The following is an 18307-nucleotide window of genomic DNA, read 5'->3' as shown; positions in this document are numbered from 1 at the left end:
TTGATTACATGGAGAGGAGGAACTGGCGGCACGTTAGATCAGGAATTTGAATGAATACGCTAAAATTAAAATGAAAGGATGAAATGCATGGGATCAAAACGTATGCGTTATCGGCTTCAGCTTTTGATGGTGTTGTCACTAGTATTGAGCCTGCTTGTACCTGTGGTACAAGCAAACACTAGCATTTTCGCTGCCGATCAGTTGCCGGAATATGCAGTAGACGCAAGTCGCAAGGTTGTAAACTCTTATAACAATCAAGTAAATCTGACAATTAGTGAGCAAGCAGGGGGCGGAGAGCCTGTTCCTCATCCAGACTATTACAAAGCAGTATATGAAACGGATGATCCAGATGTCACGATCGATCAGGAAACTGGGGTCTTGACCTACAATGGAGCTTTCGATCAAGTTAAGCAAATCGAAGTTAAGGCAACGGTGCAAGAATATGAAAATTTGGTTCATTCCGAGAGCTTCGAGAATGGCTGGGGCGAATACGCAAGAGAGGAAGAACCTGCTGCCAATCCTGGATCAGGCCCTATTCTTTCAGACAAAGTTGCTTATCACGGCAATGCAGGCGTGCAATATAATGAGACTCCGGCTGTCGAGAAAAGATTTGGATCGCAACAACAAGGCATAGTCACGATGATGTTCTATGATAGCGGCTCTAAAGCAGGTAATGCCTTAAGAGCAGTAGCGCATGTTGGCAACAAAAGGAATGATATGTTTGCAGGCATGGGAGTATTTTTTGACGGAGGCAGTGTGGGCCAGAAGGATAACTACTCTGTTAGAGCAAGCAACAGCTTTACTGCATGGATAGATACAGGCATTCCCCGTGCAAAAGGTTGGCATGAGTTCAAATGGGATTACTCCACTGGAACAGACTTGAAAATGTATATCGATGGCCAGCTGGTTCATTCCACAACGTCCATCAAGAGCTTCGACCGGATTAATTTAAGCTTCGTGTGGGATAAAGCTGATGGCCGCGTATTCGGCTTTGACAACATCAAATATGCAGCCAATAGTACGATACTTACAAAACAAGCTGTACCATTGAAAATTACTGTTGAACCTGAAGGAGAAATCGTTCATAGAACGTTCTACATTAGCTCAATTGACGGCAACGATAGCAATGATGGAATGTCCGAGAATACTCCTTGGAAATCCTTGAATCGTGTTATGCAAGCAGCTGGCGAAATGCGTCCTGGTGACAAATATTTGTTTAAAGCAGGAGATGCGTGGACGGGTTCGCTGAAGCTTAACAATATTGCCGGAACGGTAGATGCGCCTATCGTCTTCGACAAATATGGCAGCGATCATTCTGAAGTTCGTCCGATTATTAACGGTAATGGCACCACGTCTACAGAGCCTCTTTCATTATATACGTATTACAGCAGCATCAGAGATAAAACGCAATCTGCAGTAATCGACATGACGGACGTCAGCCATATTGAAATCAATAACTTTGAGCTTACGAACTATTCGCAAACGGTTGTTTCCCAACGCTCCGGGATTGCGATCAAGATGACCGCAACAAACCAGACGGAATGGGAAGCGAATCCGCAGTACGGTATTACCATTCGGAACAACTACGTACACGATGTGAACGGAAATCCAAACGGCCACAAAATGGGCAGCGGCGGTATTTTGCTGTTCGGCAACATCAATGACGTACTTGTTGAGAACAACAAGGTTGTTAACGTAGACATTGAAGGTATTCGCAACGCGGGTCTATATCGCGAAGGCGACACGGATGCCAACTTTCCGCGTGTGCTAAGAAACGTTCAATTTAACAACAATTACGTTCAAGGAACACAAGGCGACGGCATGGTGATGAGCAACGTCGGCGAGCTTGGCCGGATGGAGTATAACACCGTAGTTGAACATTCTAATAAAAATGTGGGCAATGTAAACTATGCGGGTCTATGGGTTATTGGCGTAAAAGATATGATTATGCAATTTAACGAGGTCTATGGAGGACGTTATGGCTATAACGACGGCGAAGCATTCGATATCGACATGTTTAGCCATGGCACGCTTTATCAGTACAACTACAGCCATAACAACAGCGGCGGATTTATGTTGTTCATGCACAGCTCTACCAACTCGCTGGTCCGCTACAACATCAGTGTGAACGACGGTTTTGGCAGCGGTCAGGATATCTTCCACTACTTGCCTGAAAATCCTGATGCGGCGCCGCTCATTCATAACAACACAATCTATGTTGGCGAAGGGATCACTACTAGAATTGTAAGTCCTCGAACCAAGCAGTTCTTAAAGATGTATAACAATATTTTTACGGGTCCAGGCACTTTGAATATGGGATCTCCTACATTCAGCGGCGGGGAAATGAAAAATAACGTTATTTCAGTAGGAGCTACTGACATTCAAAAGACAGGTTACCCCGGACTAACCTTTGGAAGCAACTTGTATATTGATCCTCAGCTTGTTAATCCGGGCGGGGAACCGAGCAATATTATTACGGGCTTGAAACAGTTGGATGCAGAAGCACTTGCAGGCTATAAGCTGAAGGAAAATTCTCCGCTAATTGATGCAGGTCTGGATATGACTGGCTTAACGCCACTTGCATGGGGTTCCGATTCCATCGCGAAGGCAGACTTCTTTCATAATCCTTTGATTGGCGCACCGGATATTGGCGCTTTTGAATATCCGAAGTTTGACGTGAACGATGGACAATTTGATGTGAAGCTTTATGAAAGACTTGCCGGTAAACTAAGTGCCGGAGACCCAACGGGCAAAGCGATTACATTCAGCATCACAAAGCAACCGATCAAAGGGTCGCTTCAGATTGTTGACGCAAGCACAGGCGAGTTTGTGTACTATCCAAAGGGAGGAGTAGGACAGGATAAATTCGAGTTTGCGGTAACGAATGGCGAGGAGACATTAACAGGTACGATTACGATTCAAATTTATTTGAACACGGCGGAGAAGGATGTTTATGTCAGACCCTATCATTTGACATTCGATGATCATCTGGAGGATGAGTATGATCCGGATGCAGCTTACACTATGCATGGAGAAGCCAAATATGCTGCCGGTCAGAAGGAGAAAGCGCTTTCGATCAGCAATAGCGCAGCGTTGCCGGTATCGCCAAGGCTTGACTTGGGAGTAGTTCAATACGGAACTGAAACGGATTTCACCATCGCCTTCTGGTTTAATGCTGACCGAGCGCAAAACGGTGTGAACTCTATCTTTATGGGGAACTCCAATTATCAAAACTGGTGGCGGGTCGGTTGGCTGTTTGTTGCGCATAACCGCTTTACAGGACAATCTGGCGGATCGGGCCCGGTCGAACTGGCATTTAACTATCAGACAGAAGGCACCTCTGATGCAGTGACGAATCGGGTTATGGAACCGTTCCGGGGCGCAATGGACGGACAGTGGCACCATATTGCCGTTAGTGTGACGAGAGGCGAGAAGATCGATACGTTCATGGATGGCAAGAAACTGAATACCCTGAACTTGAGCGCTGTTAATCAAGCGTTCGGGACAGTGGACGCAGGTTTGCCTACTGTGATTGGATCTGATGGCAGAGCATCTCAAGAAAACAATACGAACTTTAAGATGGATGAGCTGTTTATTCTGCCGGTTGCGATGACCGAAGCAGAAATTAATGCGCTGATCCAAACCGGCGACTGGGAGCTTCCTGAAGAGCCTGAAGGCATCAATGGCGATGTTAATGGCGATCATGTTATCGATTTGATTGATCTTTCCATCGTGGCCAAATCACTTGGTATTACCCAGTTTGATGAGGCCTGGGATAATGTAAAGAAAGCTGATGTTAACAACAATGGCGTTATAGACATCGAAGATTACGATCTGATCGTAGAACATATTTTCAACTAATATTATGATCAAATAATAAAGGGTGAGGAATAGTGAGTAAGAGGCTGCGGTTTAAGAAGAGCTTGATTTACGTTACTCTGGTCACAATGCTATTTTCAATTTTTCCTTTTCACTCCTTTGCTGCTGAAGCTGAACTTCCTTTAGAAGAAGCCATTGAGGAATCTATTGATTTTCCAGTAGATGAAGCGATTGAAGAAGATGTGAGTGAGGCAGAGGATGAGAATGCAACGGTTGAAGATACGAATAGCAAAGCATCGGACTTTAGCAGCTTGATGCTGCTTGATGATCCATTGTTTCGTACTATGAGTTTGAAGTTTGAAGAGAATCTGCAAGATGCGGAGCTTCCTTTAGTAAGCTATACCGCTTTTGGACAAGCAGCTTATGCTGCAGGCAAATATGGAAATTCATTGTATATGAAGCAAAAGAAAATGAAGCCGGCAGAATCTCGCGTTAGCTTAGGTAATGTCGAATACGGCGCGGACCAGGACTTTACGATCGCGTTTTGGTTCAATGCGGATCGAGCAAAAAATAACGTAGACTCCATTGTTCTATCGAATAAAGACTATGCAAACTGGTATAGAGCAGGCTGGGTGTTTACAGCACATAACCGTTTTACCGGACAGGCCAGCGGCTCCGGCAACATTGATCTGGGGTTTAATTTTCAAACACAAGGCTCACCAACTGCAGCGTCTAATCGTATTATGGAACCATTCAAAGGTTCGATGGACGGTCAATGGCATCACATTGCGGTAAGTGTCACTCGCGGTAAAACAATCGAGACGTTTATGGACGGGAAGTCACTAAATGTATTGAGTCTGCCAGCTCTTGGTCAGCCGAATACAACAGTAGACGTTGGCCTGCCGACACATATCGGTGCAACAGGTACAGGTGAGCAGGAAAAAGATTCGGAATTTATGATGGATGATTTGAACATCATTCCACGTGCTTTAACTGAAGCTGATATCGCAGAATTAATGAAAGAAAGTGTAGTGGAATCTGCATTTGATCAAGCGCTTCTTGCTATGAAGTTTGATGAGAATGCAGTTGACCAATCGAAATATGCCAGAGAGGTTCAATTATTTAATGTGCCTAAATACGGCGTTGGACGTATGGGCAAGTCCATTAGACTTGGCAACTATGAAGATACGGCAGTGAAATATGCGGATGCCGGTAATATCACATACGGAAGCAAGAGCTTTTCTATGGGCTTCTGGCTAAAAATAAACCAAGCGGAAGATATTAACAATCTGGCTTCCATCCTTGGCAACACTGTTGATGAAAATACGGGTTGGATGTTCGGTGTTAATGCAGATAATGAGCTGCAATGGAAAATCAAAGGGGCCGACTCCGTTCAAGCGCAAACGATCCATGCAGCAGATGCTGATCTTGGCAAGTGGCATCATTATACGATCATTCAAGACCGCTCAAGTGCACAATCAAAAATTTATGTTGATGGCAATCAAGTTCATCAGGGCCCGCTAAATGTACAAGGAACAGTTGATCCGGGGACATATTCTACCAAGATCGGTGTGGATGGCAATGGTGTTCCAGGCGCAGGTGCGCTGGACTTTTTGCTTGACGAGCTTTACATTTTTGAAGGAGCGCTCAGCGAAAGTGAAGTAGAGACGCTTTACAACATGGCTCCTCCAATTCCGGAAGAAGAAGTAACTGGCGAACTGGTATTTTTCGGTGCTGAGCATTCCATCGCAGACAGCTTAATGCGTATGAACCTTACCTCTAGATTTAAGCGTCAAATCGATCGTGCAAGCACTCTTCATACGACCATTATGTATGATCCGGATAAATTCGAATTTATTAGGGCATATGCTCAAGACACCAGACAAACGATTCAAGTATTAAGCAATGAAAATGGCAAGCTTGAGCTTAAAATCTCCGGTGTGATTCATAAACCGTCCACTCATGAATTTGAGTATCGCGAATCCAAAATGGCTATCCTGGACTTCAAAACGATCTCTGAATCCGGAGAGGGAAGAGTGGCCATTACCGAAGCGTTATTTAGTGATGCGGCTGAGACCGTTTTCTTTGAAAATGCAGCCAGCTTTACTCTTGGTGAGAAAATAGTACAAATTCATAACAAGGAAGCACTGGATCTGAACAAAGACGGCTTGATTACTGTAAGCGATATTGCAGCAGGTCTGGAAGCGAATGTTAGCCAGGATATACTTGGGAAAATTGCTGAGCAATCCAGAATAATGCCGTACAAACGCGTATTGTTCATCGGCATGGATGGCGGAGGCAACGTTGTAAGAGGTAAAGATTCTCCATTCTGGAGCAGTCCGAACCAACAGGTGCAGCCAGTCGGCGACTTGCTCAACATTCCATTTATTCGCGGCTTAATTGAAAGCGGAGCGGTAAGCTACGACGTTAGAACGGTTATGCCGTCTACCTCCACACCTAACTGGGTTGCGATGATTACGGGATTAGATTTTGAACATCATGAGGTTGACAACTGGAGCTCTGCTAAAAATCGCTATAGCAGCAGCTCGATGTACATGGATGGTCACCATGCCGGGACAATCCATCGTACATTGAACGAGACTTGGCCACAGCGGCGTACAGCGTACTTCTCTGTATGGTTTGATGCGATTTATGGTCACGTTGAACAGAATTTGGGTGCTGAGCTTGTCCGCGGCTTGAACAATGATGATTCCTACACGTTAAACAATACACTGGATTTCGTCAGAAGCGGCAAGTTAAAGGATACTAGCTTTATTCATGTTACGTTTGACGAAACGGATACGACTGGTCATAGCAAGGGCTTTTATTCCAGAGAATATTACGAGAAGATGAACCTGACGGATACTAGAATAAAGCAGGTTGTTGACGAAGTGGCCAGGCAAGGCTTGCTTGAGGATACACTTATTCTTATGAGCGCAGACCATGGCGGCGGTATGCCGCAGCAAGATGGCACAATTAAAAACTGGACACAGCATGGTTACGATAATGATCTGAACCGTACTGTATTTATGGCTGCTAACGGCCGGACCGTAGCGACCGAAGAACTTGGCGAGAAGCTGCTGAAAGGCGGAAACACTTATGACATCTATGCGATTGTTCTTCGAGCGCTGGGTTTAGAGCAAGATGATACACGTGATGCCAAAGTGCCGGAAGGATTATTCCTGGAGCAAACGGAGCTTAACAATTCCGAAGCTGCCAATGTACTTTTTTATACGCTTCCATCTGCTGGCAACGAGACTGTATATAAGCTTGCAATGAATAACATAAGGCCTGGCACATTTGTTGCCGAGTTTGAACTGGAGGCAACGGGCGGGGCGTTTGACGATATTGCGGTTGAACCGGAATATGGAGTGGAAATTATCCGCTTCGCCGAGAAGGCAGATGGCAAGCTGCAATTGATCGTTGCAAAGAATAATGGATTTGCAGATAATGAGCCAATATTGGCCGTTAAACATGCGGCAGGCAAGCTGGCGATTACGCAAGCGATGGTTGTAGATCAGCGAGGACAAGAGTCACTGCCTAACTTGCGCCAAGGAGAGGTTCCAGATCCGATAAACGTATCCTTCATCAAGGCTCCAGAAACAGCAGAAAAAGGCGATGTTATCGATGTTGTGATTGGCCTGGAAAACCTTCAAGCAGGAGTGATCGGCCATGAATATATACTTGAGTACAATGCGGATGCATTTGTTCTCGAAACAGTTGCGCTTGACGAGAGGATTTCTCCAGACGATGCGATTCTGCGTTACAATGCAACGGCAGGCAAGGTTCATATCCTTATTACCGGCAATGCCAAGGCGCTTGATCAATCAGGCGCGCTGTCAGTGATACAGCTTAAATCACTTAAAGATTCTGCGAATTCTATTGAATTATTGACGCTATCCGGTTTTGTTTCTGACGGGGTTGTAAAGGTGCCCGTTCAATTGTTTGAAACGGAAATCGAACTGCTTGAATCAATTGATGACAAGGTTGCGCCTGCATGGCCTGCTGTCAGCTTGCTGTCTGCTTCAAATTTAACCAAAACAAGCTTGACCTTAACGTGGACGCGCGCAACAGATAATGTCGGCGTAACCCAATATAAGTTGACTTGGGAAGGCGGAAGCAAGGAAGTTGCCGGTAATGTGAACAAAGCAGATCTTATCAACCTGCAACCAGGCAAAAAATATACCTTTAAGGTTGAAGCGGCAGATGCAGCCGGAAATTGGACAACGGATGGACCAAGCATTGAAGTTGCAATGATGCCTGCAAGCAGCGGCGGAGGCGGAGTTATTATTCCTCCAGCAGAAAAGCCAGATCCAGGCAAGCCGGGAGGCGGCACGGATGGCGAAACTGAAGAACCGGAAGAGCCGTCCAAAGTTGAAGAAACAAGCTTTACTGATGTTAAAGGACACTGGGCGACTGATGCTATCAAACGCGCGGCAGAGCTTAATATCGTTAAAGGCTATCAAGATCAGACCTTCAGACCAAACGCCGCAGTAACACGTGCTGAATTTGCCGTTATGCTGGCTAATGCATTTAAGTGGAATGTTGCTGGAGAAGCAATTGATTTCCAGGATCATGGGCAAATCAGTGACTGGGCTAGGAAAGCTATTGCTCAAGCGATTGAGCTAGGAATTGTGAAGGGCTACAGTGATGACACCTTCCGCCCGAACCAGCAAATTAGCCGTACAGAAATGGCAGTTATGCTTGCACGTGCAATGGATATATCGCTTGACGATGTATCTAACAACACAGGATTTGCTGATGATGGAGCAGTACCGATATGGGCGAAGAGCGCAGTGAAAGCTTTACACCAAATTGGTATTATCCAAGGTCGCAGCCATAATCACTTCGTGCCAGACGGCATTGCTACTCGAGCGGAAGTCGTAACCATTATTATGCGTGTAATTGAGCAATAAGCGTTAATCAATCCTTTAGCTTAACTGATTATTAATAAGCGCAATGTGATCGAACAGCCACATCACATTGCGCTTTTTTTTTGAATTACAAGACTTTATAAGTTTTCACTATAAACTTGTTCTGATAATTCATCGGTAAACGCGCCTTTCCGAAGGACGGCGGAAGCCGTTTATCCTTGTCTGATTAAAACAACATTCATATTTTCGAAGGTAAAAAAAGTGCACATTGTAGTACAAATCGTCAGCTTTTTGGCTGTTCCGGGCGTACTATAATAAATCTATAATCATACAAAATCAGGATGAGGGGAGAACAATATGCAGGGGAATGCTCAACCCGGGGTCTCGCTGAAAAAAACAGAAGCGAAAAAAGTATTTTGGACGAGTTCTCGGAAAGAAACGCTGTTAGGGTGGTTATTTATAGCTCCTGAGACGATTGGTATTGTAGTGCTGGGAGCTTTTCCTTTGCTTTTTTCGCTATACTTAAGCTTTACCAGTTGGGATCTGGTCTCAGGTTTTAAAGGTATTACATTTGCCGGGTTTGATAACTACGTCAATCTGTTCCAGGAATCGAAGTTTTATAAAACGCTAAAGAACAATTTATTGTATACGGCAGCAACCGTACCGCTTAGTATAATTTTTGCAATGGTCATTGCGGTCGTGATACATTCGGTTTTGTATTTTAAAAGTTATTTTAAAGTCGTATTTTTTATCCCTTATATCGCGACGACAGTTGCGGTAGCCGCCGTATTCTCTGTGCTGTTTCACCCGTCCCAAGGGGTCGTCAACAATATATTAATGACTCTTGGTATTATGGATCCGCCGAAATGGTTGGGAAGCACCGACTATGCATTGTGGAGCATTATCATTATTGCCGTATGGCAAGTCATCGGCTACAACGTTGTTATTTATTTGGCGGGGCTAACCGCTATTCCGGATGATCTGTATGAAGCGGCGGAAATCGACGGTGCCAACAAATGGAAGCAATTTACGCGCATTACCGTCCCAATGCTGGGAACAACAACGTTTTTCCTGACAATCACCTCGGTCATCAATTCGTTCAAGGTGTTTGACTTGGTCGCTTTCCTGACCGGCGGCGGTCCGAGAAACGCCACGAATGTATTGGTCTATTATCTTTATGAGGAAGGCTTCCAAAAGTTTCGCATGGGATACGCGGCTACGCTATCTTGGGTGCTGTTCATTGTGATCGGGGTAATAACGTTGCTGACTGTCAGAATGCAGCGGAATCAATATTGAGGAAAGGTGTTGTCCATGACACAGTTAAAAGTATCAAAAGTGATAGCTACATTGTTGATGGGGCTCCTTTCCCTGGTGTTCCTGTCGCCGCTGCTTTGGATGTTATCTGCAGCTTCTAAGGTCGAGAAGGATGTTATGAAGTTTCCCATACAGTGGATCCCTACCGAATGGAACTTGATCAACAACTTCAAAACGGTATGGTACGGCAATGTTCCATTCGGACATTATTATATGAACTCCATTAAGATTGCCGTGATCACGACAGCCCTTACGCTGATCTTCTCATCTTTGGCCGGCTTTTCGTTCGCCAAGATGAAGTTCCGTTACAAGAACGTCGTATTTTTCTTATTGCTCTCGTTTTTTATGATTCCTGCGGAATCGACATTAGTACCGCGTTATGTGCTGATCAAATGGCTGGGGCTTTATAATACGCATGCTGCCCTGATAGTCATGACCGCCTTCTCGATTCCTTTGACCTTTCTGATGCGGCAATTCATGCTGGGCATCAATCAGGAATTTATCGAAGCGGGTAAAATAGACGGAGCAGGCCTGTTCCGGATTTATTGGCAGATTGTCCTGCCTATGGCGAAGCCGATTCTGGCCACCGCCGGTATTCTGAAGTTTATGTGGTCCTGGAATGACTATCAGAATCCTCTTATTTTCCTTATGGACAGCAAGCTATATACGGTCCCGTTAGGTATTCAATCCTTCCAGGGGATGTACAGCACCAGTTACGCGGCGATCATGATGGCTGCCGTCTCGGCTATTCTGCCATTGCTGCTGGTCTTTATCATTTTGCAGAAGCAAGTTATTAAAGGGATCACGGTAGGGGGAGTAAAAGGATAAAGTAAAATAAGTGCACGTAAATGCAAAGATTGTACACGCTATTATTATACTTGGCATTGTAAGATACGGAAGAGGTATAAATGGTATATGAAAAAGGGAGGAAAAAAGAATGAAAACGGTTAAATTTTTGGCTATAATGATATTGGTTATTGGACTGCTTGCAGGATGCGGTTCATCTAACAACAAGGGGAACAATCAGGGGACAGCTACGGAACCGCCGCAACCGACGGCGTCGAGCGAACAGAACAACAATGAAAACGAAAAGCCAAAAGATGTGACTATCAAATATTATAGCTGGGAAGACGGAGTAGCGGAAGAAAAAACAATGGAAAAAATAGCTAACTTCGAGAAAGAGTTTCCTCATATCAAAGTTGAATACGTGAAGCTGGTTACGAATGCAAACAGCACGGATTTCTATCAGAAGCTTGACATTATGGCTGGTACGGGAGAAGCAATCGACGTTGTTGCTTTCTCGCATGTTGATTTCTTGATCGAGCGTGCCGCACGCGGCATTCTGACTCCGATTAACGAATATTTGGACGCGGACGGCATCAAGCCGGCGGACGAGTTCTTCATTAATCCGATCTATGACGGTAACGTATACGGCATTCAAGATTTGGCACAGCCATGGCTCGTAGCTATTAACAAGCAAGCATTGGAAGATGCTGGGCTGGAAGTTCCGGTTTGGGGCTGGACATGGGATGATTTCCGCGATTATGCACAAAAAATGACCAAAGACGGACAATACGGCACGTATTTCCACACATGGGGCGAATATGCAAGCTTCCCAGCGTATAACGAATTGCCGCATCCGTATTTAAAAGAAGACGAAACGCCTGTATTTGGTGAAAAAGTGTTTGCTGACTACCTCGATATGCGCCGTGCTATGGAAGAAAGCAAATCTGTTAAACCATTCTCCGATGTTATTGCATCCAAGCTGCATTATGCATCAGAGTATTTGAACGGTGAAGCGGCAATGGTTCCGGCGGGCTCTTTCCTGATCGGCATGATCAAGGACAAGGAAAAGTATCCGCATGATTTCCAAACGGTATTTGCACCGCTGCCTCGTTCTTCTGAAAATGTGGAGATCGGTTCTTCCTATGTAGGCGGACATTACAATGCGATCGGAGCCAATTCCAAACACAAGAAGGAATCATATGACTTCATCAAGTTCTTGGCGCAGCAAACGGACGTTATCACTGACTTCCCGGGTTCCAAAAGTGTAGATGCAGGACTTGTCATCTCCAGCATGGCAGGTGGCTTTGAAAACTTGATCGATGTGGAATCTCTCAAAAATACGGTGTACGATAGCCGTGTAAATATCCCTTATGATCCTACTTTCTCCACAGCTTATTCCAGCCAACTGAAGAAAGTGTTGGAGGAAGGCCTCAGCATGTTCTTGCTGGACAAAGCGTCAGCTGCAGACACGCAAGCGTGGATGGTTTCGGAAGCCAACAAAATTATTGAGCAATCCAAGTAACGACCGTTCACAATTTATACATAGTAAAGGTAACCTTATAAAGGTTGCCTTATTATGTATTCTAGGGTAACATTTCGTCACATCAATAAGGCCACTGGACGGAGGGAAGGGAACGGAATGATGAAGTGGTTTCAGAAGTATTCGTTTTATTCGCGCATCCAGTTGTCGCTACTATTCTTCATCTTGCTCCCTCTTGTCAGTGCCAGCTTGCTTGCCTATATAGTTATCAAAGATATTACGCTTGAGAAGGTAAAAGCTTCTCAGCATAATGTAATCACGATGATTGCCCACGATTTGTCCAAATCGATGGAGGACGTGATTTATACCAACAATTTAATCAGCTTCAACAAAAACGCAAGTTTTCTGGAATCCCTGAGAAGCTTTAAAGATGTAGCGGTTTTGCAATCCTCGAAAAATTACGAAAACCTAATGTATATTACGGATTATATCGATCTGGTGTTTTCCAAAACATCAGGAATGAAAGCCTCTATTTTTTATCTGAATCAGCAGGGCTATATTGTGTACGGCAACAACAATGAACTCGATTATCGTTCGCTTAAAACCTGGGTGGCCCAGGAAGCCGTCTCCGACTGGATCACTCATGCAAATCCCAATCAGTTGCAATGGATGATGGCGGAGAATCTCAAGGTAAGCAATTTGCGGAAATCGGATTCCTTCTATATGGCCATGCGTCCCGTTAAACATATATATACGGGCGAGCGGCTGGGGACATTGTTTATCGGTATTCCAATTCATTATTTTCAAGAAGTGATGTCTTCTGTTAATTTTGGGCAAATCGATCTGGTTAATGAGAAGGGCGAAGAAGTTTTCTCTTATAAGATGGATGGAACAGATGCAATTTCTAGTGACAATCAGGTAGAACTCCGGTCAATTGTTTCTAATACAGGCTGGGAATTGATCTATCGGTTTTCCAACAAAGAAATTACTAAAGAACTAACCTATGTGTTTCGGATACATATTTTGCTGATTACGATTTGCTTCATTCTTTTTATATTCATTTCCATCTTTATCGGAAGGCAGCTTTATCGCCCGCTGGACAAACTGCGCCGAGTAGCTGAAAATTTTGGCGAGGGAGATCGTGTCGTCCGCTTCCCGGCCAAAGGCAAAGACGAGTTGTCCATTCTCGGGATTGCATTCAATAACATGCTGGACAGAATCAACCGTCTGCTCTTGAACATTGAACAGGAGCAGGAAGAAAAAAGGGTAATTGAATTGCAGGCATTGTTTGCGCAAATTCAGCCTCATTTTCTGCTTAATACGTTAAATTCGATCAAATGTAACCTAATGTTAAAAGGGGATCAGGTGCACGGCGGACAGCTCGGATCATTGATGAGTTTACTGCGGGCATATATGCGGGTTAATGAGATGTGTTCGTTGGAAGACGAATGCAGGCTGCTGATGGACTATACCCGTATATTGAAGATGCGTACCGAAATGGACTTTCAATTTCTCATACACATTCCTGATGAATGGAAATCGTTTATGGTGCCAAGGCTGATGTTGCAACCTATGGTAGAGAATGCAATTATTCATGGCTTCTCCAAACTTCCCGATTATCCCGCCAATCCGGCCATACGGGTAGATGTATATTGTTTAGAAGGCACCCTGGTGATCGATGTCGCAGATAATGGCAAAGGGGCGCCCGTCGATACGTTGGCTAACCTGCGATCCATTCTGGAAAATGATAAAGAGCCGGCAGCATCCAATCAGAATATCGGGTTGCCCAATGTGTTACGCAGGCTGCAACTGACATTCGGAGGTTCCGCCTCTATCCGAATTTTTGAAAATACGGACAATGGAATAACAGTGTCCACACGTATTCCATTATCAGATGGCAAAGAAGGTGATCAGATTGAGAAAAGTAATGATCATAGATGATGATGTGCCGATGCTCCGCTATTTGGAACAAATAATTCAATGGGAAGAGTTGAATTTGCAAGTTGTGGCCACTGCCTTCTCCAGTGTCAAGGCGCTTGAGATATTTCGGGAGAAAAATCCGGATATTGTAATTTCAGATATTGGGATGCCGCAAATTGACGGAATCGAGCTGGCTTCCCGGATTCGCGAGATCAACTCCGCAGTACGCATTATATTTGTGACATGCCATGAGGATTTTGGTTATGCCAGAAGCGCTGTGCGTCTGCAGGCTGACGATTATTTGATCAAGGACGAATTAACACCGAAGAAACTGAGCAACAGCTTACAGAAAGCATCCAGAGTGGCCGATGAATTGCGGGATCGCATCGATCAATTGTCCTTCAGAGAAGAACTGGAACACCATCGTGATCAAGTCAAGAAACAACTGTGGCGTCAACTTGTAGGGAAGATGAATGAGCAGCGGTTGCAGCAATTGCTGGAGAAGGTCGGGATACGTTGGGAACTTCCGCGTTTCATGCTGGCCGTGGTGGCGATCGATTACGCCTCATTGCTAGAGCATTATCGCTATGAGGATATGGATCTGATTCATTATGCCTTCTTTAATATTGCGGAAGAGACGGCAGGCACTTGGTCGCCTGTCACAATTATTCCGCTGGAGCAGGCAGGGAAATTTGTATTTATTCTGAATTATAAGCCCAACTTGGCGGTTAATATCCATAAAGAATTTGAGACATACTTGGAGAGGCTCCGTCTGAAAATCAAAGATTACTTGAAGATTGAAATGAGAGGCGCTATCAGCGGCGAACTGCACGGTCTGGGCGCGCTAAAGGCGGCATATGAACGATTGATGGAATTTCAGAGAATGATTTATTACGAAGACTCGACCGTCTCCCATATGCCCGATGAACCGCTTCCGGTATGGACAGCGGACGATCAGGAATTCAAGCGGTACAAGGAAGATCTGTTGTTGGCCAATGAAAAGCGGAGTTTGAGCGCGTTGGAGACGGTAGTGGAGCAGATGGAGCATTATGCCCGGATCGTCATGCTGAATCCAAAGTCGTTCTGGTATCATTTGTCTCAGATGTTGCGGGCGCTGGACTATGAATGGAATTTTCAATACGATAAGGAAAATTTGTATACGCTGTTGCCGCATACCGTTTCCTCCCGGGAAGCTGTTCTGCTGGCCAAGCAGCATATAAACAAGATTGGGGGCGCTCAGGTCAAAGAGCGCAAGGAATTGACCAGAGAACCCAGATTGCACGAGATCAATGAATATATTACTATCAATTTGGCTGAAAACGTTTCATCGGTTTCAGTGGCCAATCATCTGTTCCTGAACCCGAGCTATTTCTCCCGCTATTTCAAGAAAATTGCAGGCGTTAACTTTACCGAATATGTGCATAGATACAAGATGAACATTGCCAAGCAATTGTTTGAGCAGGGCGAAGCGGTGGAGATGGTTGCGATTAAGCTGGGGTACTCGGATCGGACGTATTTCTCCAAAGTATTCAAAAAATATATCGGAATTAGTCCGCAGGACTACAAGTCTACCAAATAGACGAAAAAATACGATTTCGAGATTGAGGTTTTCTGAGACCGCAGACGACAAAAGACAAGGCCAGCATGCGATGACCTTGTCAAACTGCTGAAAACCCTTTGTATTGGTAAATATATACAATCGTTACCCATTGCCTCATTTATGTGGAAATAACATCTCAACATAATATAATGCCACCCCACTTATAGCAAAGCGAGGTGGCATTGATTTTTTACGTGGTAACGGTAATAGTCGGTGCAGAAATAGTTGGCTCTGTAGTAATTGCAGATGTCGTATTGGAGAAATCTGCAACCTCTAAAACCACCGGAGTACCTGCAATAATTTGATTCGTCGATAAAACCAACTGGCTTGTACTAAGGGTAGACAATCCGCCTTCTTGCAGCACACCGTTTGAATATACATTGTAATATCCATTCGTTGGCGGTGCTGGAAGGGCACTCACTGCTGCACCATTGTCGTCCACGAAACTATCTGCCAGGATGGTTGTATCTGTTGCTCCAATCATTCCACTTTCCACGACTGCAACGTAACGTGTTACAGATGGATTCACTGTGGTTGTAACTTCGCCGTCTGAAGCAATAGGCTGGGAAGCTGTCGCGGTGACATATAACTTTACGAGACTTGCGGCCATGTTCATCACCTCCTTTCGGCGAGACCGTGACTTTACCCAACTAATACTCACAAACTGAGCGGTTATCGGAACACCTTTTACGGGAACATCTGTTGTTTTTAGTTTCATTTTCCCTTTACTGAATTTGTAGTTGACGGAAGGCTGTAACACGCCATTGACGTAGAGGCTCACAAATGAAACTTTACGCGGGTCTGGGATATAGTTCTTCCCGTATCCCTTTATATGGTCATTATTTGTATAAGTTCTTTTGACGCCATCAGACACCGTATAGAATGTGTTAACCTTTGTTTGAATGACACGTTTTTTCTTCGTGTTCTTCCTACGATGTCCTCTATGTTTTTTACAGCTACAAGAAAAATAACATTTGCAGCAGTAATAGACATTCCGTTTCATTGTTTCTCCTTTCCCTTCGCTATGAGTTATTAATTTCAGTAAATTCAAATTCGTCTGGATGCGAAACGGACAGACACCTGCTCAAAATATCAATATTTAAGAGACATGGTCACGGCATCAAAATTGAGAGTAATATTCCAGCATTCGTACACTCCTTGGAATCGTGCGCGAATGCTATATTTTTGGGTTGTATGAGAAGGGATTTTGCCAATCTATGTCGAATCGATAGATGATAGAATCGACATAGGGGGTTGAGTACGATTGTTACGTAACAAAATAATAAGTGCCATCCTAGGCGCTACTTTGCTTTTCGGCTCCATTGATGCGGCATATGCTGCCAATAAGGCGGATCAAATAGAATATGCCAGAAGTACGGTGGACGTGTTGAATGTACGCACAGAGCCGAATTTATCGGCATCCATCATCCGAAAGATAGGAAAGTCAACCCGGTATGAAGTGCTTGATAAGCAGAGCGATTGGGTAAAAATTCGTTTATCGAAGGAAAGTATCGGCTGGGTATACCAAGAATACATACAATATGAAAGCTCCAAGCCGGCGCAGTCGAAGGGGACAGACGCAGATACGAGTCTCAAGCAGCCGACCATCGTTCATATTACTGATGTGACAAATTTGCGCAGCGGCCCGGGAACCGATTATAAAATTATCGGCAAGGCACAGCCAGGCCATACCTACTCGATCATCAGTACTGAGGGGGAATGGTACAAAGTATCTCTTCCGAATAAAAGCACAGCTTATGTTGCAAGCTGGGTCGTAAATACTGATTTCTCGAAACGAAATGGCAATGTTACAACATCTTCGAAAAAGGACGAGAATTTCGCTCCGATGTTATTTATTTATCATACTCATAATAGAGAATCTTGGAAAAACATCGCACGTAATACAAAGGGCTCTTCTGTTGACGACCCGGTCGAAAATATTACATTGGTAGGGAAGCGCCTCGATCAGCTGTTGGAGGAAAAAGGCATTCCTGCATTATCCAGTCAAGATGATTTCGCTGAACGGCTGAAGCAGGAGAAGCTGAGTTATAGTCAATCATACTCGGTATCACGCAAAGCTATTGAAAAGGCTAGAAAAGACTATCCGTCGCTTTCCTATTTCTTCGATATCCACCGAGATGCAGACGTTCCGCGTGAGAAAACCACGATTACGATCGAAGGTAAAACATATGCGCGAATTTTGTTCGTGATCGGTACCGGACACCCTCGTTACAAGGAAAACAAAGCTTTCGCCGAATCGTTAAACAAGCTGTTAAATGAAAAGTACCCGGGATTATCGCGCGGCATTTTAACCAAAAGCGCTGATAAAGGGAATGGAGAATACAATCAGTCGATTTCCCCGGGCAGCATATTGTTGGAGATCGGGGGAACGAACAACACGCTCCAAGAAAGCTTGCATACTTCCGAAGCGATTGCCGATGTATTCGCACAATATTTGAACGCTGGCAAAGGTTCATAGCTTAAGCGCAGAAGATGCATGGCGGAAAATCGTAG

Annotated in this window: 9 protein-coding genes; 8 read left to right on the top strand and 1 reads right to left on the bottom strand. The window is 44.6% G+C overall.

Annotated elements, in window-relative coordinates; all coding sequences use genetic code 11:
- The first annotated feature begins 87 nt into the window (after positions 1 to 87).
- From V1L65_RS07655 to V1L65_RS07625, 7 genes are all read left to right on the top strand, one after another.
- A complete protein-coding gene (locus V1L65_RS07655; protein WP_331698517.1) occupies positions 88 to 3861 on the top strand; it encodes a LamG-like jellyroll fold domain-containing protein in 3774 nt (1257 codons plus the stop codon).
- A gap of 32 nt (positions 3862 to 3893) precedes the next feature.
- Positions 3894 to 8735, top strand: a complete 4842-nt coding sequence (locus V1L65_RS07650) for an S-layer homology domain-containing protein (protein ID WP_331698516.1) — start codon at positions 3894 to 3896, stop codon at positions 8733 to 8735.
- Between the two features lie 315 nt (positions 8736 to 9050).
- Positions 9051 to 9989 (top strand): carbohydrate ABC transporter permease, encoded by a 939-nt coding sequence (locus V1L65_RS07645; RefSeq protein WP_331698515.1) that lies wholly within the window; start codon positions 9051 to 9053, stop codon positions 9987 to 9989.
- 15 nt (positions 9990 to 10004) lie between these two features.
- On the top strand, positions 10005 to 10835 hold the full coding sequence (locus V1L65_RS07640) for a carbohydrate ABC transporter permease (protein ID WP_331698514.1): 831 nt from the start codon (positions 10005 to 10007) through the stop codon (positions 10833 to 10835).
- Between the two features lie 109 nt (positions 10836 to 10944).
- Positions 10945 to 12315 carry an ABC transporter substrate-binding protein gene (locus tag V1L65_RS07635; RefSeq protein WP_331698513.1) on the top strand — a complete coding sequence of 457 codons (1371 nt, stop codon included), beginning with the start codon at positions 10945 to 10947 and terminating at the stop codon, positions 12313 to 12315.
- 117 nt (positions 12316 to 12432) lie between these two features.
- On the top strand, positions 12433 to 14214 hold the full coding sequence (locus V1L65_RS07630; protein ID WP_331698512.1) for a sensor histidine kinase: 1782 nt from the start codon (positions 12433 to 12435) through the stop codon (positions 14212 to 14214).
- On the top strand, positions 14201 to 15772 hold the full coding sequence (locus V1L65_RS07625; RefSeq protein WP_331698511.1) for a response regulator: 1572 nt from the start codon (positions 14201 to 14203) through the stop codon (positions 15770 to 15772). The genes V1L65_RS07630 and V1L65_RS07625 overlap by 14 nt, the downstream gene beginning before the upstream one ends.
- A 211-nt stretch (positions 15773 to 15983) precedes the next feature.
- Here the strand turns inward: V1L65_RS07625 and V1L65_RS07620 are convergent, their stop codons facing one another.
- Positions 15984 to 16844 carry a DUF4183 domain-containing protein gene (locus tag V1L65_RS07620; RefSeq protein WP_331698510.1) on the bottom strand — a complete coding sequence of 287 codons (861 nt, stop codon included), beginning with the start codon at positions 16842 to 16844 and terminating at the stop codon, positions 15984 to 15986.
- A 213-nt stretch (positions 16845 to 17057) separates the two neighbouring features.
- On the opposite strand from V1L65_RS07620, the gene spoIIP reads away from it, so the two are divergent.
- Entirely contained in the window at positions 17058 to 18272 is a 1215-nt protein-coding gene (gene spoIIP, locus V1L65_RS07615) for a stage II sporulation protein P (RefSeq protein WP_331698509.1), read from the top strand.
- The last annotated feature ends 35 nt before the right edge of the window (positions 18273 to 18307 follow it).

It is taken from the genome of Paenibacillus sp. IITD108 (assembly GCF_036541265.1).
Lineage (GTDB): Bacteria > Bacillota > Bacilli > Paenibacillales > Paenibacillaceae > Pristimantibacillus.
Note: the sequence above shows the minus strand (reverse complement) of the source record. Positions and strands in the feature narration are given on the sequence as shown.